Annotated in this window: 23 protein-coding genes and 1 pseudogene; 11 read left to right on the forward strand and 13 right to left on the reverse strand. The window is 45.1% G+C overall.

All coding sequences use genetic code 11. The features are described 5' to 3' along the window. Window positions 1-63 precede the first annotated feature (63 nt). The gene (locus F6K51_RS27515; protein WP_293026119.1) at window positions 64-951 is read right to left on the reverse strand and encodes a putative selenate ABC transporter substrate-binding protein; all 888 of its coding nucleotides are present in this window, start codon (window positions 949-951) and stop codon (window positions 64-66) included. Between the two features lie 299 nt (window positions 952-1,250). Between F6K51_RS27515 and selD the strand changes: the two genes are divergently transcribed. After that, complete coding sequence (gene selD / locus F6K51_RS27520) at window positions 1,251-3,584, forward strand: selenide, water dikinase SelD (protein WP_293026121.1); 2,334 nt, start codon at window positions 1,251-1,253, stop codon at window positions 3,582-3,584. Between the two features lie 254 nt (window positions 3,585-3,838). Here selD and F6K51_RS27525 read toward each other — a convergent pair whose 3' ends face one another. From F6K51_RS27525 to F6K51_RS27540, 4 genes and pseudogenes are all read right to left on the reverse strand, one after another. Then, the gene (locus F6K51_RS27525) at window positions 3,839-4,525 is read right to left on the reverse strand and encodes a LamG domain-containing protein (protein WP_293026149.1); all 687 of its coding nucleotides are present in this window, start codon (window positions 4,523-4,525) and stop codon (window positions 3,839-3,841) included. 42 nt (window positions 4,526-4,567) lie between these two features. Next, window positions 4,568-5,542: pseudogene (locus tag F6K51_RS27530) on the reverse strand (family 2B encapsulin nanocompartment shell protein); the annotation flags it as partial. 144 nt (window positions 5,543-5,686) lie between these two features. Then, window positions 5,687-6,916 (reverse strand): cysteine desulfurase, encoded by a 1,230-nt coding sequence (locus F6K51_RS27535; protein ID WP_293026151.1) that lies wholly within the window; start codon window positions 6,914-6,916, stop codon window positions 5,687-5,689. A 1,480-nt stretch (window positions 6,917-8,396) separates the two neighbouring features. Continuing rightward, window positions 8,397-9,374, reverse strand: coding sequence for a family 2A encapsulin nanocompartment shell protein (locus F6K51_RS27540; RefSeq protein ID WP_293026123.1), 978 nt, complete (start codon window positions 9,372-9,374; stop codon window positions 8,397-8,399). Window positions 9,375-9,820: 446 nt separating this feature from the next. Between F6K51_RS27540 and F6K51_RS38630 the strand changes: the two genes are divergently transcribed. Continuing rightward, window positions 9,821-10,030, forward strand: coding sequence for a M protein trans-acting positive regulator PRD domain-containing protein (locus F6K51_RS38630; RefSeq protein ID WP_365940276.1), 210 nt, complete (start codon window positions 9,821-9,823; stop codon window positions 10,028-10,030). Between the two features lie 884 nt (window positions 10,031-10,914). On the opposite strand, the gene F6K51_RS27545 is transcribed toward F6K51_RS38630, so the two are convergent. From F6K51_RS27545 to ndhC, 3 genes are read right to left on the reverse strand one after another with little or no spacing between them, the layout of a single operon-like run. Further along, a complete protein-coding gene (locus F6K51_RS27545; RefSeq protein ID WP_293026125.1) occupies window positions 10,915-11,445 on the reverse strand; it encodes an NAD(P)H-quinone oxidoreductase subunit J in 531 nt (176 codons plus the stop codon). Beyond that, the gene (ndhK, locus tag F6K51_RS27550) at window positions 11,438-12,184 is read right to left on the reverse strand and encodes a photosynthetic/respiratory NAD(P)H-quinone oxidoreductase subunit K (protein ID WP_070391733.1); all 747 of its coding nucleotides are present in this window, start codon (window positions 12,182-12,184) and stop codon (window positions 11,438-11,440) included. The genes F6K51_RS27545 and ndhK overlap by 8 nt, the downstream gene beginning before the upstream one ends. Continuing rightward, window positions 12,181-12,543, reverse strand: a complete 363-nt coding sequence (gene ndhC, locus F6K51_RS27555; protein ID WP_070391734.1) for a photosynthetic/respiratory NAD(P)H-quinone oxidoreductase subunit C — start codon at window positions 12,541-12,543, stop codon at window positions 12,181-12,183. Before ndhC ends, ndhK begins: the two co-directional genes overlap by 4 nt. A gap of 323 nt (window positions 12,544-12,866) precedes the next feature. Here ndhC and F6K51_RS27560 point away from each other — a divergent pair, with 323 nt between their 5' ends. The 6 genes from F6K51_RS27560 to F6K51_RS27585 all read left to right on the forward strand — a co-directional run bounded on the left by F6K51_RS27560 (window position 12,867) and on the right by F6K51_RS27585 (window position 15,564). Continuing rightward, window positions 12,867-13,214: a rubredoxin gene (locus tag F6K51_RS27560; RefSeq protein ID WP_293026129.1), complete on the forward strand. Its 348-nt coding sequence runs from the start codon at window positions 12,867-12,869 to the stop codon at window positions 13,212-13,214. 138 nt (window positions 13,215-13,352) lie between these two features. Continuing rightward, window positions 13,353-14,357, forward strand: a complete 1,005-nt coding sequence (locus tag F6K51_RS27565) for a photosynthesis system II assembly factor Ycf48 (RefSeq protein ID WP_075905841.1) — start codon at window positions 13,353-13,355, stop codon at window positions 14,355-14,357. A gap of 133 nt (window positions 14,358-14,490) precedes the next feature. Beyond that, entirely contained in the window at window positions 14,491-14,736 is a 246-nt protein-coding gene (psbE, locus tag F6K51_RS27570; protein WP_075897538.1) for a cytochrome b559 subunit alpha, read from the forward strand. Window positions 14,737-14,762: 26 nt separating this feature from the next. Further along, entirely contained in the window at window positions 14,763-14,897 is a 135-nt protein-coding gene (gene psbF, locus F6K51_RS27575) for a cytochrome b559 subunit beta (protein ID WP_075897540.1), read from the forward strand. A gap of 11 nt (window positions 14,898-14,908) precedes the next feature. Continuing rightward, entirely contained in the window at window positions 14,909-15,028 is a 120-nt protein-coding gene (locus tag F6K51_RS27580) for a photosystem II reaction center protein L (protein WP_071986819.1), read from the forward strand. Window positions 15,029-15,444: 416 nt separating this feature from the next. Next, on the forward strand, window positions 15,445-15,564 hold the full coding sequence (locus F6K51_RS27585; protein WP_071986820.1) for a photosystem II reaction center protein J: 120 nt from the start codon (window positions 15,445-15,447) through the stop codon (window positions 15,562-15,564). 274 nt (window positions 15,565-15,838) lie between these two features. Here the strand turns inward: F6K51_RS27585 and F6K51_RS27590 are convergent, their stop codons facing one another. After that, window positions 15,839-16,702 carry a type II CAAX endopeptidase family protein gene (locus tag F6K51_RS27590; RefSeq protein WP_293026133.1) on the reverse strand — a complete coding sequence of 288 codons (864 nt, stop codon included), beginning with the start codon at window positions 16,700-16,702 and terminating at the stop codon, window positions 15,839-15,841. 205 nt (window positions 16,703-16,907) lie between these two features. Between F6K51_RS27590 and F6K51_RS27595 the strand changes: the two genes are divergently transcribed. Then, window positions 16,908-17,255 carry a hypothetical protein gene (locus F6K51_RS27595; RefSeq protein ID WP_293026135.1) on the forward strand — a complete coding sequence of 116 codons (348 nt, stop codon included), beginning with the start codon at window positions 16,908-16,910 and terminating at the stop codon, window positions 17,253-17,255. 649 nt (window positions 17,256-17,904) lie between these two features. On the opposite strand, the gene F6K51_RS27600 is transcribed toward F6K51_RS27595, so the two are convergent. Next, window positions 17,905-18,324: an AbrB family transcriptional regulator gene (locus tag F6K51_RS27600; protein ID WP_293026137.1), complete on the reverse strand. Its 420-nt coding sequence runs from the start codon at window positions 18,322-18,324 to the stop codon at window positions 17,905-17,907. Window positions 18,325-18,735: 411 nt separating this feature from the next. On the opposite strand from F6K51_RS27600, the gene F6K51_RS27605 reads away from it, so the two are divergent. Both F6K51_RS27605 and F6K51_RS27610 read left to right on the forward strand, forming a co-directional pair. Then, on the forward strand, window positions 18,736-19,737 hold the full coding sequence (locus tag F6K51_RS27605) for a succinate dehydrogenase/fumarate reductase iron-sulfur subunit (RefSeq protein WP_293026139.1): 1,002 nt from the start codon (window positions 18,736-18,738) through the stop codon (window positions 19,735-19,737). Further along, entirely contained in the window at window positions 19,734-19,922 is a 189-nt protein-coding gene (locus F6K51_RS27610) for a chlorophyll a/b-binding protein (RefSeq protein WP_071103444.1), read from the forward strand. The genes F6K51_RS27605 and F6K51_RS27610 overlap by 4 nt, the downstream gene beginning before the upstream one ends. Before the next feature lie 339 nt (window positions 19,923-20,261). On the opposite strand, the gene F6K51_RS27615 is transcribed toward F6K51_RS27610, so the two are convergent. From F6K51_RS27615 to F6K51_RS27625, 3 genes are all read right to left on the reverse strand, one after another. Further along, on the reverse strand, window positions 20,262-22,061 hold the full coding sequence (locus tag F6K51_RS27615; RefSeq protein WP_293026143.1) for a mechanosensitive ion channel domain-containing protein: 1,800 nt from the start codon (window positions 22,059-22,061) through the stop codon (window positions 20,262-20,264). Window positions 22,062-22,428: 367 nt separating this feature from the next. Continuing rightward, window positions 22,429-22,593: a hypothetical protein gene (locus F6K51_RS27620; RefSeq protein WP_293026145.1), complete on the reverse strand. Its 165-nt coding sequence runs from the start codon at window positions 22,591-22,593 to the stop codon at window positions 22,429-22,431. Window positions 22,594-22,788: 195 nt separating this feature from the next. Further along, window positions 22,789-23,019, reverse strand: a complete 231-nt coding sequence (locus F6K51_RS27625) for a hypothetical protein (protein ID WP_293026147.1) — start codon at window positions 23,017-23,019, stop codon at window positions 22,789-22,791. Between the last annotated feature and the right edge of the window lie 918 nt (window positions 23,020-23,937).

The following is a 23,937-nucleotide window of genomic DNA, read 5'->3' on the forward strand; positions in this document are numbered from 1 at the left end:
TTGGGCATGTTTGTCAGCATCCATTCGCAGAACTCACCTGATTATAGGTCAACTTCTCAAAGCTTAGCTCTGATTGCTCAAAACCGAACTTGAGTATTTATGCTCACTGCAAAATCGGGATGCACCCATTTCTTTTTGCTCGGGAACATTAGGATCTAGCTTTAACAAGGCGGCTTGAACCCGCTCGACAAAATCATCCCCGTAGCGTTCTTTGACTTTAGGATTAATCACCCAGTGATAATCATAGTAAGCTGGAGTTCGCCAAATCAACTCTACTTTTTTTAAGTCCACATTCCCAGCTGCAACGCGACTCTTCCAGACCTGTTCGTTCAAGGCTCCTACCTTGTAGCTCCCTGCCTCAACCAATTGAATGGTGGCATCGTGGGATTTGGAAAACCCAACTTCACCTTTAAAATCGTCTAAGGTTACCCCTGCTTGTTCGAGAAAATACTGGGGCATCAAGCGTCCAGAGGTAGATGACTCACTGCCAAAAGTTAAGGTATGACCTTTCAAAACTTTTAAATCTTTAATATCCTTAATGGGTTTGAGCCCGCTGCTTTTATTGGCGATAAAAACGGTGTGAAATTCAGCATCAATATCCCGTTGAGCGATCGCTTCAGCCTCTTCTACCTGTAACCGTGCTTGAACCCCAGTCAGTCCACCAAACCAGACCAGATCCAAGTCCCCCACCCGAAAAGCTGTTACCGCTGCTGCATAGTCAATCACAGGCTTGTATTCTACCGGAACCTTTAATTCTGCTTCTAGGTAAGCTGCAAGCTTGCCGTAGAGTCGCTGTAACTTTTCAGGATCTTGATCGGGGATTGCTCCAGTGGTAAAAGATTGAACCTGAGCCCCATTTCCAGACGAGGATGTAGAATCGGAGCTAGGGGAACAGGCAGTAACCGGTAGTAATAGGACTAAAAGAAAACCTAGTAAGATTTTTTTGTTCATTGTTTTCTTCCTTGATCATCAAACTGTGAAGATTATACTTTGGCTAAGGTAAAAATTGAATTTTTTTTATCCCAGATTTCGCCGATCAAGTTGTAGTATTAAAGTAATACGCTAATAATTCTGTGTAGCTTGGCGATTTTTTTTCCCTATAAATAGTTAATTTGGCGCTATCGATGTTTGATCAGCCACAGATAAAGCCTGATTATTACCTATGACACTGTCAAGTCTGGGATGTGGGTTTTATTGAAGCAAAATTAGATAAACTGAAGACAGCTTTTTCAATTTTTTCAACGGGTCTCATGCAGCCAGCTCCTCAACCGATCACCACAGATTTAGTCTTAGTTGGTGGTGGTCACAGCCATGCGATCGCTCTCAAAAAGTTTGCCATGAAACCTCTGCCTGGTGTCCGTATAACCCTGATTACCGACAATGCCCACACCCCCTATTCGGGAATGCTACCAGGTCATGTTGCCGGTTTTTACACCTACGATGAAGCTCACATCGACTTGCGTCGTCTGGCGGTGTTTTCCAAAGCCCAGTTATATTTAGACCAAGCGATTGGTCTGGAGTTAACTGAAAAGAAAGTAATTTGTGCCAATCATCCCCCTGTTGCCTTTGATTATTTATCCATTGATATTGGCAGTACGCCAGCAAGGGTTGGAACACCTGGTGCAGCTAAGTATGCGATTCCTGCAAAACCGGTTCCCCTGTTTTTGGCAGCCTGGGAGCAAATCGCTGCCCAGGTGGAACACAATCCCATGGGCCCTCTCACCTTGGGTATTGTTGGGGGTGGAGCTGGTGGAGTAGAACTGGCCCTGAACATGCAAGCAAAATTGCATCAAATTTTAACCGATGCTGGTCAACCGACGGAGAAGTTACAAATTCATTTATTCCATCGAGGTACTCAACTGTTACCCCAGCACAATCGTTGGGTCCGGGGTCACTTAGAAAAAATTTTATTCCAACGAGGAATTAGAATCCATTTAAGGGAAGAAGTGAGTCAAATATCTGCTGATGCCGATCAATCCCAACCCCTCAAGGTGATCTGTGACTCTGGCTTAAAAGTTGAATGCCACCATGTCTTTTGGGTGACTCAAGCCTCGGCTCCCAGTTGGATTAAAGCCTCAGGACTAGCCACTGATGAGCGCGGGTTCATTCTCGTTGCCGATACCTTACAGTCGATTTCCCATCCCCATGTCTTTGCTACTGGAGATATTGCCACCATGCAAAACTACCAGCGGCCTAAAGCTGGGGTATTTGCTGTTCGTCAGGGAAAACCATTATTTGAAAACCTGCGACGGATTGTCTTAGGCCAAAAACTGCTCCCTTACCATCCCCAGGCTCGATATTTAAGTTTAATTGGCACGGGGGACAAACAAGCGATCGCTTCTTGGTCATTTTTGGAGTGGCGCTCACCGCTGCTGTGGCTATGGAAAGACCAAATTGACCGCAAATTCATGGATAAGTTTGACGATTTACCGTCAATGGAAGCGGAAGAACCAAGCAGTAGGGGAGATCAAGAGTCCAAAAGACAAGAAGACAATCTCTCCAGTTCCCTGTTGCCATCACCGATTAGCAAACCCAAAATGCACTGTGCAGGCTGTGGTTCAAAGGTGGGTAGTACAATCCTAGAAAAGGTGATCAAACGGCTGCCGATCATGGGAGGAGCCGATATTATGATTGGATTGGGGGACCCAGATGACGCAGCTGTTTTGCAAGTGCCAGCCGGTCAACTGCTGGTACAGACAGTCGATTATTTTCGTAGCTTGATCGATGACCCCTATATCTTCGGTCAAGTTGCCAGCAATCACTGTTTGAGTGACATTTTTGCCATGGGAGCAACCCCTCAAAGTGCCTTAGCCATCGTCACCATTCCCTACGGGACAGACGAAAAGATCGAGGAAACCCTCTATCAATTGATGTCGGGAGCCAATAAAATCCTCCAAGACTGTCAGAGTCCCTTAATTGGTGGTCACACCACTGAAGGCGCGGAATTAGCCTTTGGTCTGTCCTGCAACGGGCTAGTTAATCCCGACCAACTTTTGCGCAAAAGTGGGATGAAACCTGGGCAAGTGTTGATGCTAACCAAAGCTATTGGTACAGGAACACTGTTTGCAGCTGATATGCGCTACCAAGCTAAAGGTCGCTGGATTGAGCAGGCCCTTGAATCCATGTTGCTCTCCAATCAAACTGCTGCCCAAGTCCTTCTTGAATCCGGCGCAACAGCCTGCACTGACATTACTGGATTTGGGCTGTTCGGACACCTTTTAGATATGGTAAAAGCCTCCCAAGTGGGAGTTGAATTAGACTTAGATGCCATACCGATTTTGCCAGGAGCCATAGAAACCGTGGAAGCAGGAATTACCAGTTCCCTACACCCTCAAAATTTACGACTAGCCATCTACATCAATAATGCTACCCAGGTTGGTGATTTAGCCAAATACCAGTTGTTATTTGACCCTCAAACCTCTGGTGGACTCCTGGCTGCTATTCCAGCTGAAAACGTTGATGAATGTATCAAGAAGTTGAAAACATTTGGCCACAAACAAAGCTCCTTGATTGGTAGGGTTATTCCTGCTCCGGAAACTATGCCAATTACCCTGAGGAATGTAGAATTGGGAATTGAGAATTGAGAATTGAGAATTGAGAATTGAGAATGCAGTATTGGGCATCTTGCCTGTCCTTAGTTCTTTGTGGAATGGGCGTCTCGCCCGTCCAAAACATGCAAGTTAAATGTCGAACAGCTTAGGTGGGCAAAAATGGGCGATTTATCAGTCTAATCCTTAAAGATATTCATTTTGCCCACCCTACTAGCTTTGATTACTTGTGGGATAGACATTTTACCTGTCCTTGCCCACCCTACTAGCTCTGCTTTTGCAGATTTTGTTCAAAGCTGTAAATCATCAGCAGTCCCCCAAGTTGCACCATTAATTGTGCCATTGTTACCATGACTTGTACGATCAGAAACGGTATTGCCACTCCCTTCGTTCAAAGGCCAATATCCCTCTAGTCCTGGTTCATTCCCGATCAAACGGCGGGATATATCCTTTTGGATTTCTGCCTGAGTACGAGTCACTCCCCAAAGCCTAACTTCAGCAATCTTACCCTTAAAAAGATGGGTTTCATTGTTATCGTTATATCTGCCAATTGCTAAATCATTTTCGGGCTTGTAATCAATACCAGAAGATTCTAGAGCTCGATTTGCTTTTTCTACTCCATCTACATAGACCTTCATTTCTTTACCATCGTAAGTTCCAGCAATATGATGCCATTGATTTAATGTAAGGCTATTGCTTTTACTATTCAAATAAATAATTTTTTGAGATGAGGTTTTCAAAGCAAAAAATATCCCGCTTTTCCCATTGAGTAAGAGACCGTATCCACTCTTAGCAGCACCTGTATCAAAAACATTGGAAATAATACCAGCCTCTCTAACTTGGGCTTCACAATAAACCCAAGCTTCTAGGGTGATCTCTTTGGCAATTTTAAATTCAGGCTGATTTCCCAAATCGATATAATCATCCTGACCATCAAACGTGAGAACGGCCTGTTTGGATGACACATTGGAAGACACAGAAGATGCCGAGGGTCTTTTCCTACTATTTGCATCTTCATCATAATAGCGACCAGTATCTACATTTTCTAGTACCCCCAAAGCATCGGGAACCAGCACGGCGGCGGAAAAGTAAAGGGTGACGAGGTAGGAGGCGATCGCTTTCTGGTCAATGCCCATCAACCGCACAGAGACACCTGGAATCTCTTCATGTTCGCCAATCAAACCTGTTTTACGTAGCCCTACAACTCCTTGCTGCGCTTCACCCACGCGCATCAGCAGAATATTGGATTTGCCTTTGGCGTCCACAGCAAGTTTGTTACTGGCAATAATGGGAACTCCACGCCAGGTGATAAAGGGCGATCCAAACAAGTTCACTGTGGCTGGGGGAACCCCACGACGAGTGCATTCCCGACCAAAGGCGGCGATCGCCTTGGGGTGAGCCAAGAAAAAGGCTGGTTGTTTCCACACCTTAGCCAGGAGTTCATCAAAATCATCTGGGGTAGGGGGGCCTGTGCGCGTTGAGAGTCGCATGGAAGGATCCGCCCTGTGGAGTAACCCAAAGGCTCGGTCTGGATCACCATTGCCATCGTTGTTGACAATTTCCCATTCCTTGCGCTCCCTTAGCCCTTCAATAGTCAAGCGCAACTGCTCTTGCAACTGATCTCTGGCATTGCTGTAGAGGTCACTGACCCGGGTATGCACCCGCACAATCGTTTGAGCCACCCTTAACGGATATTCCGGCGGATCATCGTCGTAGTCAACAAAGGTTTGGGTGAGGGTGGGTTCCCCTTCGTGACAACTTAAGATGTCAATGTTCTTTTCTCCGTCATCGTTTGCGGCAAAACCCTCTGAAATCCTGACATCCCGTCGGTTGACACGGTAAGTCCCCCCTGATACTTCAACCCAAGGCAATAGCTGGAGCAACCAGCGTGGTGAAATGGCCCGCATTTGCGGCGGGGATTTGGTGGTACAGGCTAGTTTCTTGGCTGCACGAACACTTAAACTCTGTTGTGGCTGCTCCGATGTGTAAACCATGGGATGGGTTCTCTTAAACGATTAGGGTTTTTATATTGAGTTTTAAGCTCGCAACGCATCTAATTTGTATAAACAACAATCATCAGTTTCTTGTGGGATGGGCGAGATGCCCATCCGAAACATACAAGTTAAATACGCAACAGCTTAAGATAACTGGTGTTTTGCTTTTTTAATTGCTGCGATCAGCTTATCTACTTCTCCAAAGGTGTTGTAAAAGGCTAAGGATGGGCGCACAGTGCTAGTCAACCCAAACCGTTTCAGGGTGGGTTGGGCGCAATGATGTCCAGCACGTACGGCAATGCCTTCACTATCCAAGAATTTCCCCATATCCTCTGAAGAAATATTCTTAAGGGTAAACGACAACGTACTGACCTTATCCGGCGCTGTACCAATCTGGCGCAATCCTGGAATAGCTGCCATTGCCGCTGTGGCATAGGCCATCAATGCTTCTTCATGTTTAGCCGCCGCTTCAAAACCAATTTGATTGAGATAGTCAATGGCTGCCCCTAAACCTACAGCTGCTGCCAGGTTGCCGGTACCTGCTTCAAATTTAGCTGGAATGTCGTTAAAGGTGGTTTTTTCAAAGGAAACAGACTCAATCATGTTGCCACCGCCTTGCCAGGGGGGCATCTCTTTGAGTAAAGCTGCCTTGCCATAGAGAGCACCAATGCCAGTGGGGCCAAAGAGCTTGTGACCGGAGAAAACATAAAAGTCAGCCCCCAGGTCTTGAACATTGGTTCGGAAATGGGGAACCGATTGAGCCCCATCGACCACCACCGTAGCACCATGGCGATGAGCCATAGCTGCCATGGTTTTGATGGGCAGCACCGTTCCCAAGACATTGGAAACATGACTCAGAGCAACGATACGGGTGCGATCGCTGAGCAGTTTTTGATATTCCTCCAGTAGGATTTGCCCTTGATCACTAATAGGAGCAACCTTTAACACAGCTCCTTTCTCTTGGGCTAGCATCTGCCAGGGCACAATGTTAGAGTGGTGCTCTAAGGTAGTGACCAAAATCTCATCCCCAGCTTTAACATGCTTGCGACCATAGGTTTGCGCCACCAGATTAATCCCTTCGGTCGTACCCCGTACAAAGACAATTTCCTTGGCTAAACTTGCGCCCAGAAACCGTTGAATTTTCTCCCGAGCGTCTTCGTAGGCATTGGTAGAGCGCGCCGCTAGGGTATGAGCCCCTCGGTGTACATTGGAATTATCCTGCTCGTAGAACTGGGATAGAGTATCGATCACGCTCTGGGGTTTTTGACTAGTGGCCGCATTATCCATCCAGATCAGTGGCTTGCCATGAACCTGCTGGTGCAGAATTGGGAAGTCTCGCCGTACCGCTTCCACATCAAAGCCATCCTGGGGCAGTTGCGAGGTTTGTTGCTCAGTGGAAGGCTTGGATGAAGTTGACTCCGCCGGTTTTGAGTCTGGCAAAAAGTAAAACTTAGGTGTGCTTCCAGGGGGCAGGGGCACCGCTGCTGGAGGTTCGGTTAGAGACTGATGCAGATCTGCTTCACTCAGAGGAATGCGACCAACCCCTTCCTCTAAAATGCTCAGGAACTCGGCACCGGGTAGCATCTCAACCTGAGGTAGAGCCTCGCTGGTGCTCCGTCCCCCAAGTTGTTTGAGGTTTTGGATTTCCCCTTCCCCTTGACCTTGTAGCTCACGGCTTTGGGTTTCTATTGCCCCTCCGAGTTGTTCGGGAGCCACCATGTTGCTACCGGATGGGTCACCAGCAGGTAGCGTAGAGGCAGCAGAGGTGATGGTTGGAGACAGATTTGGCAAAAAGTAATAATCGGGGGAACTTTCATCAAATAAAGACGCAGGTTGGGAAGAAGCCGCTGTTTTACCCTGGATATCAGGAGAGGATTGTTGGCCCACTGCACCAGCTTGTTCAGGGTTTAGCACCGTTTTAGCTTTTGGTTCAACCTCCGATCCTACCTGTTCAGGGTTCTGCAATGCTGTACTGGTAGATTCTGCTGCTCCCATCTGGTCTGAGCCAGATTGAGGGGAAGCCGGAAGAGCAGGTTCGGTTGGCACAACGGCTGCCATGCCTTGCTCAAACAGACGCTGTAATTCGGCTGAGTCGGGTAGGAACTCGCTGAGGCTGAGATCCCCCATCCCTGTGATGCCATTGCCACTGCTTGGAGATTGACTGGGTACTTGACGCCCTTGCCGATTGGCTTCGGTAGCAGCAGTGCTGGGTGCAGTTGTGCTTTTGGTTGCTGCCTCACTGGTTTGAGTCGGAGACAAGTTGGGGGTTTGTGCTGAGGAGATCTCAGGCATTAAGGCAGAGCCAGAGGTATCCCCCTGAGGCACTGGCGTTAATGGGGCAGATGTGGGTGTTTTTCCCTGGAGATCAGGAGATTGCTGACTAGTTCCAGCCATCTGGTCTGGGGTTGACCCGCTGGACAGCTGCTGTTGAGCTTCAGCTCCCAATAGGTCTAGACTCCCCAAACCAGAGATGATTTGTTGAGCCTCAGACATGATTGGGTCTATTATTTGACCTAGACCCTGTAGGCTGGACAGCTGCTGTTGGGCATCACAGAGCAATTGCTCTGAACTTTGCCCACTATTGGTCTGCTGGGGTTGAGTCTCTTGTTGCTTGGGACTCTGGCTGCTGGATTGAGCTTGAGCAGCCGCCACAGGTTGACTTGAACCCTGTCCAGTCAGCATTTGTGGTATCATGCCAGCTATTGCCTCTGGTGAGGTTAGCGGTTCGGGTAGCTGGGCAAAGAGCTGATTCAATATCTGATCTAACATTTGGGGATCGGATAGATCCCCTCCGAAAGAGCTTTCAAGGGGTTGACTGTTCTGAGGCGATGGGGAAAGATTTAAACCTTGTTGTTCAGTCATAATTATGGTAGGTCGTAATATCTACGTTCTCCAGAACGCCTAGGGCGTCGGGCACAAGGCAGGCTACGGAAAAATAGGTGGTAATCAGGTAAGTGGCAATCGCCTGGTCATTGATCCCCATTAAACGCACGGACACGCCCGGCACTTGTTCTCCAGACACGCCAGTTTTGTGTAGACCCACCACCCCTTGGGCGGCTTCGCCAACTCGCATCAGCAGAATATTGGTTTTGCCCTCGTTTACCTTCAACTTATTACTGGGAACTACCGGAACCCCTCGCCAGGTGATATAGGGAGAACCAAATAGTTGAACGGTTGCAGGGGGAACACCCCGAAGCGTACATTCTCGGCCAAACGCAGCGATCGCTTGGGGGTGGGCTAAGAAAAATGCTGGCTGTTTCCAGACCTTTGTCAATAGTTCATCAAAGTCATCCGGTGTGGGTGGCCCAGTACGAGTGGAGATGCGCATAGATGGATCTGCGGCATGGACTAAGCCATAGGCTTTGTCGGGATCACCATCACCATCATGGTTAATAATGTCGTTTTCCTTACGTTCCATCAATCCTTCAACGGTGATGCGCAACTGCTCTCGCACCTGATCCGTGGCATTGCTGTAGAGATCACCGACTCGGGTATGAACCTTCAAGATTGTCTGGACAATACTCAGGGGATACTCCCGAGGTTCATCATCGTAGTCAACAAAGGTTTGGGTGACGCTGGGTTCGCCTTCGTGACCACTTAATATTTCAATGTTCTTTTCCCCATCATCGTTCGTGGGCATCTCTTCTGTAACTCTGATATCTCGGCGGTTCACCCGGTAAGTACCACCTGAAACCTCAACCCAAGGTAGAAGCTTGAGGAGTAAACGTGGGGTCTTCCCCCGCATTTGGGGCGCTGTTTTAGTCGTCGTCGCTAAATTACGCGCTGTTTGAGTACTTAAGCTTTGTTGCGGTTGGTCTGGTGTATAAACCATCTTTTAAATCCAAGCAGTACATTAATTTAATTCACCAGGATTAATATACTATATGCTGACGCGGATAGCAATTTAGAGTAAACAAATCTTGTCTCTTGTTAGGTAATCGGTAATATTTCTTAATTAACCATGGCTTATTGTGCTTGTTGACAAGGGATTTTACAAATTATATAGTGTTGATTGAATTACCAAAACACTATATAATAATCAAATATTGCACAACTACAAAAAACTTAATAACGGCAGTGATAACAATCAATTTCAGTACTTAAATAGTCAAATATTATCACTTTTACCTGTTCCACGTTCCCTGTTCCCTAGTTTTACAGGTAAAATTTTAACTTGGTGCAGTATCTAAGTATACTCAGCTCTTGTACCTGATCAGACAAAAATAAAAACCTAGCTCATTTAACCAATGCATAAGTATATCTAACCAGGGCTATTTCATGGTGGAAAATGCGCTCTTTGTTTATCTAGTCCAAACTGGCACCATCTTTGTGCCTAAGCTATATTTTAAAAGTAATCAGAATGAAAGATATTTAGAGCAAAGTTACGAGCAACGACAAAGATTTAAGGTAACTGATGCATCCAAATACGTGAAGCATTTCACCAACAAGCAGCATTTTCGACCTTGCTTGTCAGTCAATATAATATAAGGCATCTTGCCGGTTTTGTGTGAAAGACTTTGTGCAAAATTTATCCCACACTCACACTTGGCGGTAGGCCATGGGTGGTCGATCACGCTTGCAGATTTGGGGCTTTTTTTCCTGGAAGCTAAAAGCTGATCAGGTCATCGAGAATCCTAAGTAAGTTGATTTGACTATAACCAATCAGCCCTCTTAGGGAGTGAGCAAAGTGCGATGTTGAGTTTGCGATCGCATCAGGGTTTGTATACAGTTATAAAAAGTGTCACATAGTCTAGCAATATCTCCAACTATTTGGTATACTTAAGGGAGGAAACGATCACAAAACCATAAGTGACATACTCCTAAACTGAACTCAAAGAGTCAGTTTAGGCTTCTTGCCAACTACACCCAGCGGTATCGACTTTCGCCGACGCTGCGCGAACGGATACGTAGGCTTGCTTGATTAACGACACGGTCAGAAGTTACCGCAAGAATAGGGCAGCCTTTATGGTTAGTCGGTTATGCGTAAAGGGTTAAAACTTTGAGGCGCGCTTTCCATGATTAAGGCTGCCCTATTCTAAGGTTTCCTCTCCGGGATGCCCCTACGCATGAAGTTACCGTAAGGATAGTGGAGCCTTAATCATAAAGTTGTAACCCTTTTCTGCATAGCCTGCTGACCATAAAGGATCCACTATCCTAAGGTTTCGTCTCTGAGCCGGAACAATACAAAAATTCAATTTTTTCGCGCTGTAAATAGCTGACTTGCCCAGCATTTAAGGCCGTAGGCCACGCTACGTGAACGGCTTTGTTTATCAGTAGATATATTATAGCAATTCCATACATACTCTGTGCAAAATTCATCCCACACCTAATGCGCAGCATTAGGTGTGGGATGAATTTTGCCGGACAGCTAATCAATAAGCATCCTGTAATTCGTAGAAGTCCGGTGATATATAATCCTTCCGCAAAGGCCAACCCACCCAATCTTCTGGCATCAAAATCCGCTTCAGGTTAGGGTGCCCTTCAAAAACTATACCGAACATATCGTAGGTTTCCCGCTCCTGCCAATCAGCAGCTTTCCAAATCCAGTACACCGAGGGAACCTTAGGATTATCTCGCGGTAGGAAGACTTTTACACGCACTTCCTCAGGCTGATCAGTATTATCACTCACTTTAATCAAGTGGTAAAAGCTCACCAAGTCTGCCCCAGGACCAAAATCATAGCCTCCTTGACATTGGAGGTAGTTAAACCCATAGGCATACAGAGCAGTAGCAATGGGAAGCAAGACATCTGCTTCAACTTTGAGTACCTCAACGCCTAGGTGATCCAACTCCATGAACTCATGCTCAAAACCGTTTTCCTTGAGCCATCCCGAGACTTTTCCCGCTTCAACTATCTCAGAGGATTGTGTGGTTTGCTCTACGGGTTTTGACTCTTCAGCCACGCTCTACCTCCTGCTTTTGATAGGATTTGAGTGCTGGTGGTACTGCCATTCCCATCCCCTCGGTCAACTCTTTGGGGGGAGTATAGCGCTCGTCAGATTGCAGGTACTTACCGGTCAAAATCTCTGGTACCACTTTCATGTTGTGAGTGGTGCTGTAGTAACGGTGGGTTTGCTTGAGCTGACCACGCTCCTGAATCGACTCGTTAGCCACCTTTTTGCGAAGCTTGACAATAGCATCCATGATTGCTTCTGGACGAGGGGGACACCCAGGTATATAGACATCCACTGGAATCAATTTATCCACACCACGGACTGCTGTTGGAGAATCAACGCTAAACATTCCGCCAGTGATAGTACAAGCTCCCATGGCAATCACGTACTTCGGCTCTGGCATCTGCTCATAAAGACGAACCAGTGCTGGTCCCATTTTCATGGTTATGGTACCCGCTGTGATAATTAAATCTGCTTGCCTGGGGCTAGAACGAGGAACCAAACCAAAACGGTCAAAGTCAAACCGCGACCCAATCATTGCCGCAAATTCAATGAAGCAACAAGCGGTACCATACAACATCGGCCAGAGGCTGGAAAGCCGCGCCCAGTTGTAAAGGTCGTCTACTGTAGTTAAGATTACATTTTCCGATAGGTCTTGAGTGATTTGGGTTCGCTCAATCGGGTTAAGAATTTTGTTTGTTTGCTGCTGTTCTATAGCAGCACTATCTTTTGTAACATTAGATTTCATGACCATTCCAAGGCTCCTTTGCGCCAAGCGTAAACCAGAGCAACCACAAGAATTGCAATAAAAATTAGGGCTTCCACAAATGCCAGTAATCCCAGGCGATTGAAGGCGACAGCCCAGGGATAGAGGAATACAGTTTCAACATCGAAAATCACGAACACCAGGGCGAACATATAGTAACGAATGTTGAACTGAATCCAAGCACCCCCCACTGGTTCCATACCAGATTCATAGGTGGTGCGCCGCTCTGGCTCCCGATGGCTAGGTCGCAAAAGCTTGGAAGCCGACAGGGCTAGTAAGGGAACTAAGCTGCAAGCTAGTATGAAGCCTAAGAGATACTCGTAACCGCTAAGAACAAACACAATTGGTCAGTGCCAGGTAAAAACTGGCGTTAGTACTTCTTTACAAACTTTATTATAGGTGGTCTGCCCTTTTGAACGGTCCTCAGGGGTCAGTGGTTGGTTCTCAAAAGCCAATGACTACCATAGACTTCAAGGTTGCTCGTAGTTGATTGTACTCCCTCTCCCTAGAAGACCCTACTCTTTCAAGGGTTCATCAAAAATCGGGTCAGGCATCTCGGAGAAACTCCTGAGCTTAAATCGAAAGTTAAGAAAATCTGACACTTAGTGTGTGATAATATTTTTTAACATAGTTATTAAGATTTGCTGCTTAAGCTTACAGAGGAATGACTGAACGAGCCCCAGAGCAAACCCTAGCTGAACAGGCACCCAGCAGCTATGAATGCCGTGCTTGTGGCTATGTTTACGATCCGACCAAGGGAGATAGTAATCGCAATGTTCCAGGAGGGACATTATATAAGGATTTGCCAGATGATTGGCGCTGTCCAGTGTGCAGCGCTCCGAAAATTCAGTTTATTAATATTGGTGCTGTTAATGCCCCGTCTGGATTTCAGGAGAATCTTACCTATGGCTTCGGTGTTAACCGCATGACACCAGCACAAAAAAACCTTTTAATTTTTGCCGCTTTAGGATTAGGCTTTTTGTTTTTTCTGAGCCTTTACGGTTTGAACTGAAATCAGGTGCAGTTGGCTTGTATGCGTGAACGTGAGCAACTGCTGGCATCACCAAAGCTTAGATCTAGAAGCCATCGCCCTTGGTGGGGTCTGAAAACCTACGGAGAACGCTGCCATACTCAAGAAGTTCTGGAAATAATGAGATATTTGATGAAAACGCTGAAACAAATTTTAATATTACTGGCGGTGGCATTAATTTGTGTCAGCTGCAAATTTCCTTCATCCATAAGCTATAATCCTTGGGCGGTTATTTCCTTACCTACAGAAGCGACCATGCAAGACCTTGGCTTTACCGGGGATCTTAGTCATGGATGGATTGTGGGTAGCTATGCCACAATTTTTGAGACTAAGGATGGGGGTAATACATGGCAACAGAAAGGCTTGGATCTCGGAGATGAAAATTATCGCTTCTCCTCTGTAAGCTTTGCTGGTGATGAGGGGTGGATTGTTGGTCAACCCTCGATCATGCTTCATACTAATGATGGGGGTGAATCTTGGTCTCGCATTCTCTTAAGTGAAAAGTTACCAGGTTCACCCAACAGAATCCTGGCTCTCGGACCCAACTCAGCAGAGATGACCACTGATGTTGGCGCAATTTATCAGACTAAGGATGCTGGTAAAACCTGGAAGGCTCAGGTAGCACAAGCGGTAGGAGTCACCCGTAATATTTCCCGCTCTGAAGATGGTAGTTACGTTGCTGTGTCTGCTAGAGGGAACTTTTACTCCACTTGGGATCCAGGTCAGAGTGCTTGGTTACAGCATAATCGTTACAGTTCCAAGCGTCTCCAGAATATGGGGTTTACCCCCGATGGTCGTCTGTGGATTTTGGCCCGGGGTGGTCAGGTACAATTTAGCACTGCCGAAAACCTAGAAGAGTGGGAAGAACCAATTTATCCAGATTTTTCCAACAGCTTGGGATTACTTGACTTAGCCTATCGCACACCCAATGAAATTTGGGTAGCAGGTGGCAGTGGTAATTTGCTTTGTAGCTTTGATGGTGGAAAAACCTGGCAAAAAGACCGGGATCTTAGGGATGTTCCCTCGAATTTTTACAAAATAGTCTTTGTAACACCAGAACAGGGGTTTGTCATTGGTCAGAAAGGGATTTTACTCAAGTATGAGCTGCCTAGCCAGGAAGCTTAGGGCTTGGAAATCCCTATGATCGATGCCAGTCAGTTTCGTTTTATCTTTCAACATCGAAGATGTAGAAAAAAACGGCACTTAGAACTATTATAGTTATGGAATTTTAAACGGTTGTTGGTAGGAGGAATCTACGATGGCAGGTACAACTGGAGAACGTCCGTTTGGTGACATTATTACCAGCGTTCGTTACTGGGTCATTCACAGTGTTACTATCCCAGCCCTATTTATCGCTGGTTGGCTTTTTGTGAGCACTGGTCTGGCTTACGATGCGTTTGGCACACCCCGTCCTAATGAATACTTTACTCAAGAGCGGATGGAACTACCAATCGTTTCCGACCGCGACAATGCTAAACAGCAAGTTGAAGAATTTGCTCCATAAGGTTTTTTAGATAAAGGCAGACAATCATGACTAGCAGTAATCCCAATCAACCAGTTTCGTATCCGATTTTCACGGTTAGATGGTTAGCGGTTCATACCCTAGCCGTTCCTTCAGTCTTTTTCTTAGGCGCGATCGCAGCCATGCAATTTATTCAACGATAGGAGAAGCAATTATGGAGCGGAATTCCAATCCCAATAGACAGCCGGTTGAACTCAATCGGACGTCTCTTTACTTAGGTCTATTACTGATTTTTGTGCTTGGTATTCTGTTTTCCAGTTATTTCTTTAATTAACTGATTTAACAGATTCGCCTAAATCCCCATCTTGGAGACGGCTCGGATGTAAACTGGAAAAGACTCTTAGTTAATTCCCTGGTAATTTCCGGTTAATCGCTAATTTCCTAGCTAAGATGCACCGCGATAGACATTTTTCCTAAGTTGTTTAGGTTATGGCACCTACGAATGAACGCTATTTCGTAGCCCTGTCACTAGTAGTTAAGTTAAGGGAAAAGTGCTGCTAGCTCAACAAGCCTTTACAATATTGCCGTTCGCGGAAGCAGGAAGAAGTCCGGCAAAGATTACTCCTGATAGGAGTTGCGCAAAATCTAAGCCACGAGGGAGGCTTTTCAACGAAATTACTAGTTATTAAGCCTTCTATCGTTAACTACATGTAAGAAAAAAAACTTGATTTAAAATTGGAGGTATAAGCTGTGTCTGGAGGGGGAAGAATTCCTTTATGGATAGTTGCCACTATCGCTGGTACTGGTGTCCTCGTAGTGGTTGGTCTTTTCTTCTATGGTGCCTATGTGGGAGTTGGTTCTTCCATGTAAGGTTGACCGATTTCTCTGATTAACACCCCGGCGAGGTTCCCTCGCCAAGGTAACGCGCACCAAAAGAAAGGCGCGAAATTAAACATGAAGTAAATCCACAGGTGCCCTTGACCCATTAAGAATTTAATTCTTAATGGGTCAAGGGCACCTAAGGATAATCGCTAGTTTAACTTGTAGCTGGCGGTATTTTTTTTGGTGATTAGCTTTTAAGACAGCCTGCCGGATATAGGAGTTTGTTGACAGGCTTCAAGCCAATTTAAAACAGGTGAAATTTTTATCGAATGTTTATCAGCTGATCCGGCAACATCAGTAATAATAAAGCCCCAACTTCCAATAAACAAAGAAGACCCACTATCCCAGCTAACGGTTTTCCTCCCAAACCCGTTATCCAAATTGGTCCAATGCCTGTGTAAGCAATTAACTCAGCTGAGTCCAAACAAGTTAAACCCCAAATCCAACCAGCATGTAGTCCCCATGCTAAACCCAGACTGCCTCCATCCACCCAACGGGCTAGGACTAATACCATTCCCATTAGCCATAATCCTGGTAACTGAGGGATAGTATCTTTTTGTTCCCAAACTAGGTGTAACAGGGCAAAAATCCCACTAGAGATGGCTGCTCCTACCCAGATAGAATAGTCGTGCTGTAGTTGATTGACTAAGAAGCCACGAAAGACTAACTCTTCTGTAAGCCCAATCCACAGCCCTAATAACATCACTGGCAGTAATATCGGTCCCAAACGCTGCCAATTTTCAGAATTCCACCTCACCCAGCCTAGTAATAATTGCCCAGTAAATACTATGATTAAGCTGAGAATACCTACTCCTAGTCCCAATCCTAGAGACCCTAAAACGCTTAATTTCCACTCCAATCCGTAATCGGAGAAAGGCACCCCCTCTAGTTGAGAAGCTCCCCATAAAATTAGGGGAGCAATCAGGTAAAGTGCTGCGAGTAGTGGTAACTTTTGGTCTGGTGCTAAAGGCTTATTTGGACGCCACTTTAAAACCATAGCTATAGGGAGAGCTAGGGGCAGCCACAAAACTGCCCAAGCTAGGAAAAAAGTGCCTACCTTGACAAGAGTAGTTGACGTCATTAATGACACAAACGACCCATTAGTTGCCTGATCAAGAATAGCCATTGGCGAGATTGGCAAATTACTATCAAATGACTATAAGGTCTAAACTACACTACCATAAGCGGCTGCCGTTTTCCTATGCCTTGCTTCCCTAACCACAGAGCACATCGGGCTGGTTAATAATAGCCTGCTTTATCAACTCCTCAGGTAGTAGAAAGAAGATTTTTGTTTCTACTGTCTTATTATGGGGCATCCTCACCGTAGGCATATGCTTGATTCTTGGTCATCAGCTTTTCAGCAGATCAACCAGTCCACTTGCTTAAAAAATGACATTTTCCAAGTAGAGGTTGGTCTGTCCTTTTTCGCCCAGCGTGCGCTTAGCGGAAGCTTTTTCAGGTTCTTTCCCTGGAGTTTCCTTGTACCTTATGGTACCGATACAATTATTTTTACACTCCCCGCTCGCCCAGAGACGGGGATTCTTGGCTCAACGATTCCCCTTGCCATGACAGGTTTTCACCAAGCACAGATAAGGCCAAATCTCCCCGGAGACGAAACCTTAGAGAGGGTCGCCTTTATAGTCAGCAGGCTATGCATAAAAGGGTTAAATCTTTTTTAATAAGGTGACCCTCTCTTACGGTAACTTCAAACCCAGCGTTTGGATCATTGATCCAGGTTCCGGTGTGCCGGAAACGAAACCTTAGTAGAGTGGAGCCTTAGTTAATAAGTTTTGACCCTTTTTATCATAGCCAGTCCCCTGTAAAGGCTCCACTCTACTTACGGTAACTTCAAACCCCACCGTACCTTGTTTAGAATGGGAGACAATCAACTTTAATACAATATCTACCTTATTCGTTTCATAGACTCCCAGATCGTTAGACGAAACCGAGGTGCACGTATCATTCTTTTAACAGGTTTTTACGTCGTCTATTTATATTCAGGCAAGTTGGTTGTCTCACTTCCTATTATATAGGACAGCACTAGTTTAGGGATTACCGACAACAGAAGAAAAAAATATCCATTGACGCATAAATTCGTCAAGCAAGGTTATATCCCCCGGATAAATCACGGGGGCTTTACCCATAACGTCGGTAACAGATTCTTACAAGCTCACGTGCCCAAAAAATCTTCAAGGCTCGCCCCACACGGTCGTTTTTCATCCCCGCTCGCTTAGAGACGGGGGTTTCAAACTCGCAGGATTTTCTGTAATAAGGATTACTTCTTTACGGTGCGACCCCGCGCTTTTAAAAAGCGCTAGGGAACACGCACTAAGAGGTGGCTTTCTTTGGTTTGTGAGTAGATACCTCTTCAGATTCAGGCTCTTCATCCACCTGCTTAAGATGGATATGCTTGTAGCCCAGTTTAATTTCAAACTCATCACCAGGCTCTAATCCCATGGCATGAGTGTAGGTTGAACCAATAACAATTTGACCATTTTTATGGACACTCACACGATAAGTCGGTTCACGCCCCCGACCATCTTTTGTGCCTTCTGGATCCAGGGGAACACCCTTGGCTCCTAAAACCGCATCATAAAAATCTGTTAAATTGACGCGGGTCTGGTCTGTTTTAGTTATAGTGTAATAGCCGCAACGCTTGGCTGTCTCTCGGCGAGGCAAGTGTGATAGCTCTTTTACTTTTTGAAGTAATGCTTTACCAGTTAGGGGAGTACTTGAAATCTCTGGCATAATCTCACGAGATATCCTTTAAACTTCAGAGTGGTCAAGATCATTAATGGCCAAACTTTGGCTCTATTAAAAATATATCGTTAAATCTATCTCAGTTGACAAGATATTTTGGATCATTTGTTTAAATCTTTACGTATTTCAATAATAACAGATCAGACAATCTCTGCCTAAGCCTTTAGGGGCAGTAAGATGATAACTATGAAAATAATCCAGGAAACATACCAATAGGATTGCACTCTTACACCAGAAGTCAACTAGCGAGGGGTATTGCTTCCCTAGGGACTACTCAAACAAGTATGGCCTAATTATCAAGAGTAACTACTTACCTCAACAGTAGTCCTGTTGCTCATATCATCCCTTAACCTTACCGATTATCCTTGTATATGTTGGAATACTCAACAGCTTAGTTTTATGCAAGTTGATTTTAAAATCATTCGACAGACTCAAAACACTGCGCCACTACTCCAGACTTATAGGCTGGATGTCCAGAAAGGAAACACGATTCTGGAATGCTTGAATCGTATTAAGTGGGAACTTGATGGTACTTTAGCTTTTCGCAAAAATTGTCGCAACACGATTTGTGGTAGCTGTGGCATACGAATCAATGGTCGCTCGGCTTTGGCCTGTAAGGAAAATGTGGGCAATGAATTGGGCAAGCAAAAGCTGCCAGATGACTCTAAAATCCCGGAGATTACTATAGCACCTCTGGGTAATATGCCAATAATCAAGGATTTAGTCGTTGAGATGAGCAGCTTCTGGGATAACTTAGAAGCTGTTGATCCCTACGTCAGCACTGCTGCTAGGAAGATTCCCGAACGGGAATTTTTACAGAGTCCTGAACAGCGATCGCATTTGGCTCAGGCAGGTAATTGTATCATGTGTGGTGCCTGTTATTCTGAGTGTAATGCCAAAGAAGTTAATCGAGATTTTGTCGGTCCTCATGCCTTGGCTAAAGCACAGCGTCTGGTGGTAGATTCCCGTGATAATACCACGGAAAATCGTTTGGAGAAATATAACGAAGGAACAAAAGGAGTCTGGGGTTGTACCCGCTGTATGATGTGTAATGCGGTTTGCCCGATGGGTGTGGCTCCTATGGATCAAATCGGTAAGATTAAACAGGATATTCTTGAAGGCATTGAGACCTATGATAGTCGTCCAATCCGCCACCGCAAAGTCCTAATTGATTTAGTCAAAGAGGGAGGCTGGATTGATGAGCGTAAGTTTGGCTTGCAGGTGGTTGGTAACTCATTTCGAGATATCCAAGGTTTGGCGAGCCTAGGACCACTGGGATTACGAATGCTAGTTAGAGGTAAGTTTCCCTTGAGCTTTTCTCCATCAGCAGGCACATCACAAGTGCGATCGCTAATTGAATCGGTAAAAAATTTGGAGTCTGAAGGATCTGATCAGTCATGAGTTCTGAAACACCCAATTCTAGTGAATCGTCTCAGGAGTCTTTTAACCAACCCGAACCAGCTTTTGGTTGGACTCCCTATGCTGAGCAAATCAATGGCAGGTTTGCCATGGTTGCCTTAGTTTGTATCGTGTTACTGGAGTTGCTCACTGGTCAAGGTTTGTTGACTTGGCTGGGTCTACTCTAAGGAATTTCCAACTACTATATAATGATCCCGAGCTTGAGATTTATTTGCTCTTACAATCAGGATTGTTGACGGTTGACGGTTGAACGCGCACGTGTGGCCGAAAGGCCAAGGTTGACGGTTTACTACCTCTGTTGGGATTTCCTCCTTGCCCTGACCAGCCAATTGTTGCGGCTACACAAATGTAGAGACCTAGCATGCTAGGTCTCTACAAAACTCTGGGCAATGAAAAGCTAATTAAACTGGAGTATTGCACCCGGATTGGCTATTAGTTGTGTTAATTAGATAGATTTTGGACCGCTGCTATACGAAAGTAGGCATTCTACAGAAAAGTCTACAGATTCAAGCTGTCTTACCATTGGGGAAAGAGCTATGGGGCTTTGGATTTGCTATCTGGCCATGACTTCCTGCTCGGGGAAGGTCTTGCTGAGCCATAACTTCGCTGATGTATATTTCCTGCTGAGGCAGTGGGATCACAATCCCCTCTTCTTCAAATCTTTCTTTTATAATTCGGCTGATGTCACAATAGGCTGTCCAGTAATCCTCTTTCTTAGTATAGGCCATAAACCAAATATTAACAGCATATTCAGCCAATTCCCCAGTGTCAATCCAAGGTGCAGGGTCTTCTAATACTAAAGGATGAGAGTTGGCAATATCCTTAAGAACTTGGATCGCTTGAGTAATACTATTGCTATAGCTGATCCTTACCGTGAGGAACATAGCGCGGACGGGGCTACTGGTTTCATTCTCAATAACGTTACCCCAGATTGAGTTGTTTGGCACGATAATGATTTTATTTTCATAAGTCTTGATGGTGGTGCAAACTAAGTTGACATCCTTAACCGTACCTTTTACCCCAGCTACTTCAATCATATCGCCCACGTCAAAAGGTTTATAGAGCAAGATCATTAACCCATTGGCAAAGTTACCGAGGGTATTTTGGAACGCAAATGCTACCACAAAACCAGCAGCTCCAATCATGGCCATCAGTGGACCAATACTGACCTCTAGGGCAGTGATCCCTAAAAGAAGACCCACCAAAAATAATCCTTGGCGGGTTATCCTAACCACGAACTGACGCAGCATAGCTGACATATTCGGGAACATCCACAAAGATTTCTCGAGCACTGTCCCTAAAATCAGGGAGAGGATGCTAAAGCCAGCGACAATTCCTAAAAATTTGCCAATGTTATTCGCCCAGCGCAGACCTCCTTCTTTAGACTGGAGCCAGCCGACGATGGTAATCCAGGTTCCTTCAGTGTCAGTGACGTCTACCTTAATCCCACTGATGGCATCGATGTATTTGTCGTACAACTCAACATCACCGCCTTTAGTTTCCAGCTCTTCCAGTACCACCTCAAAGCGATCGCTTAAAGCAGTGCGTTGCTCCCGCAGTGTGGTCATGTTGACCAGCACTTGCTTTTTAACTTCGGTCTTCGCCTCGACCGCTTCTTCTAGGTCTTGCTTGGCTTGGTCAATTCCCTGTCCAGTCTTTTTCTGCTCTTGTTCATCAGTAACGATTTTGTTGCTAATTGTTCCAATCTTATCTTGAACCTTAGCAACTTCTTCGTTTGAGGTTTTGGCTTTATCTTTCTCCGTTTCAGTACCTTCAACTGCTTTATCAATCGCCCCTTGCAAGGTTTTATCTTGCTTGGTCTTTTCCTCTTCTTTGACTGCTTCTTCTACTGACTCCTGAGCTTTTTCGAGAGCTTCCTGTGCATCTTCAGCAGCTTTTAAAGCTTTAATACGATCCTTAGCCGATCCCTTAGTCTCTATTTTTTCCTTAGTATCTGTCGCTTCCTCAAGAGCATCTTTGGCATCTTCTAGGGCATCAACAGCTTCTTTAGTTTGTTGAAGCTCTCGATTTTTGCGCTTTACAGCAATTTCCGCATCGCTAAGTTCTTTAACTTTAGTTTTAAGCAAGAACATCCACGCCTCAGCTTCACCATCCAGCTCATCCTTAGTCAAAGGCTTGAGCATTAGCTCTAGCTCCTCAATCGGAATAGTTGGATCGTCAGTGGTAACGGCTTTCTCTAAGACTGGATTAGTGGTCTGTTTAGCTTGAGCAGGTAACCACCATGCCCCAATAATTAAGAGACTGCCAAATAAAATGCTAATTTTCTTTTGTCGGTAACGAATCATTGGTTTTTCGTGTTAATAAGACGTTAATGAAGATGTAACCTGTATAGTTTGCTTGACTGCTGAGTGTTAACCAATGAAGATGTAACCTGTATAATTTGCTTCACTGTTGAGTCTTAACCGTTGACTGTCAACAGTTGCTCCCCCCATTACCCCCGAAGATCGGCAGAGCTGTTTCATTTTCGATTTAGACTGAGGGGGGCAGAGCAGTAGAGCAGCGGAGCCTAATTTTCGGCAAATATTCGGATTTTGACAGAATTTATCCCTTTATAATTCTCTCTATCTAACTAAGAAATGAAGATCCCGGGGGCAGTCAATAGTTAACGTTTAACAGTCAACACTCAACAGTCAACAAGGTATAGATAGCCTTTTATTGGTTCAAATCGAGCCATGTCCTTATTGTTGCCCAATATTTTTCATCAATAAACATCTTGAACAAAAATTTTGCAAAATCTTTGCTGAATACCGACTCCGCTTTGATCATATCTTTATTTCCCTGGCTGATAATTAATTTTTCATGGCTGCCATCATCCATAGCTTAGTTATCGGTAATGGTAGATTTACCAGCCGTATTTGGTATAATCTGCTTCTGTAAAACTCGGTAAAACCCTTTATTTTTACTGGGCTGTATTCTTAACAATTCGTTGAATGCTCCTAGAGAAACAGAATACTATCAAATCCGGTTGAATAACTTACTTCCTGGTGAGTATAGCAGGGGGAGCAGGAATCCTCATAAGGGTAGGTTTTTAACTTTGACCTCAGGTGTGGGGTGAGGTGTGGGGTGAGGTGTCGGGTGTGGGGTGAGGTGTCGGGTGTGGGGTTTGTCGTTAAAAATCATCATTGTCTTGATGCAATAGCGAGTAGGGAAAACCACGGCAATAGCGAGTGGGGGAAACCCCCGTGAGGCCACTGCATCGCTTCTTCGTTGTTTTCCTTTTCCTCTGATGAGGTTAAGTCCCATGTTTTACCCAAATGTAAAAAACCTACCCCTGTGAGGAGCAGGAATCCCCCCTAACCCCCCTTAGTAAGGCAGGGCTGTTTCATTGTCGATGTCAAAATTTTTTCTGAGGTTTTGAAACCGCCTTGGAGTAACGGAATCACCCTTTTTTTGTCTGATTAAGTATTTTAACCTGAAAAAAGTCGTTAAATTCTCTAAGCGCAAAAAGCTTGGGCAACGGAATAAAAAACCGAATGATATCACCAAAACAAAAAGCGCTCGCCGAGAGTGTAAAATAAAAGCTAACGCTATTTAATCAAAAAAAGTTTATCTATGAATAGCCTAATTCAAGCCCTCAAAAAAGTATTTGAAGTTACCGTATAACAGGGTCGCCTTATCACAAATAATCAACCCTTTTATGCGTAACCTATCACCCATGCGACCCTTTTCAAGGTTTCGTATCCGAAGGACTTTCGTCAACTCCAAGGACAACGGCATCCTTGATCAAGGGTTTTATTAATTATCATTATCGAACTTATCCAAGGATATACTAGGTATATATCTTTAGAAAATTTAGATAAATTTCATCAAGATTTGTTAGAGGTTATCTGAGAAGTCTCATTTGCTACATCCAAGCCCCCTAAATCCCCCAATTTTGGGGGACTTTTAGAAGCCAATTGACTCTTGTTCCCCCCAAACTTGGGGGGCTAGGGGGGCAAAATTCAGTATCAAAAAACTTTTCAGATATCCTCTTATTTAATAACTTAAATATTTTTTCGGATATAGTTACTTATTACTAAACCATTCGACCAGTGCTAAGTACAGGACAAAAAATGGAGAGAGTTAAGAAAAGCTGGGAACTGGTGGTCAAGATTGGTGAAAATTGAGCGCAGATAATCAAATCCCAAACGAAATAGGCTCTTGGCTCGTCGTTGATGGGAT

Origin of the sequence: Moorena sp. SIO3I8 (assembly GCF_010692325.1) — a bacterium.
Lineage (GTDB): Bacteria > Cyanobacteriota > Cyanobacteriia > Cyanobacteriales > Coleofasciculaceae > Moorena.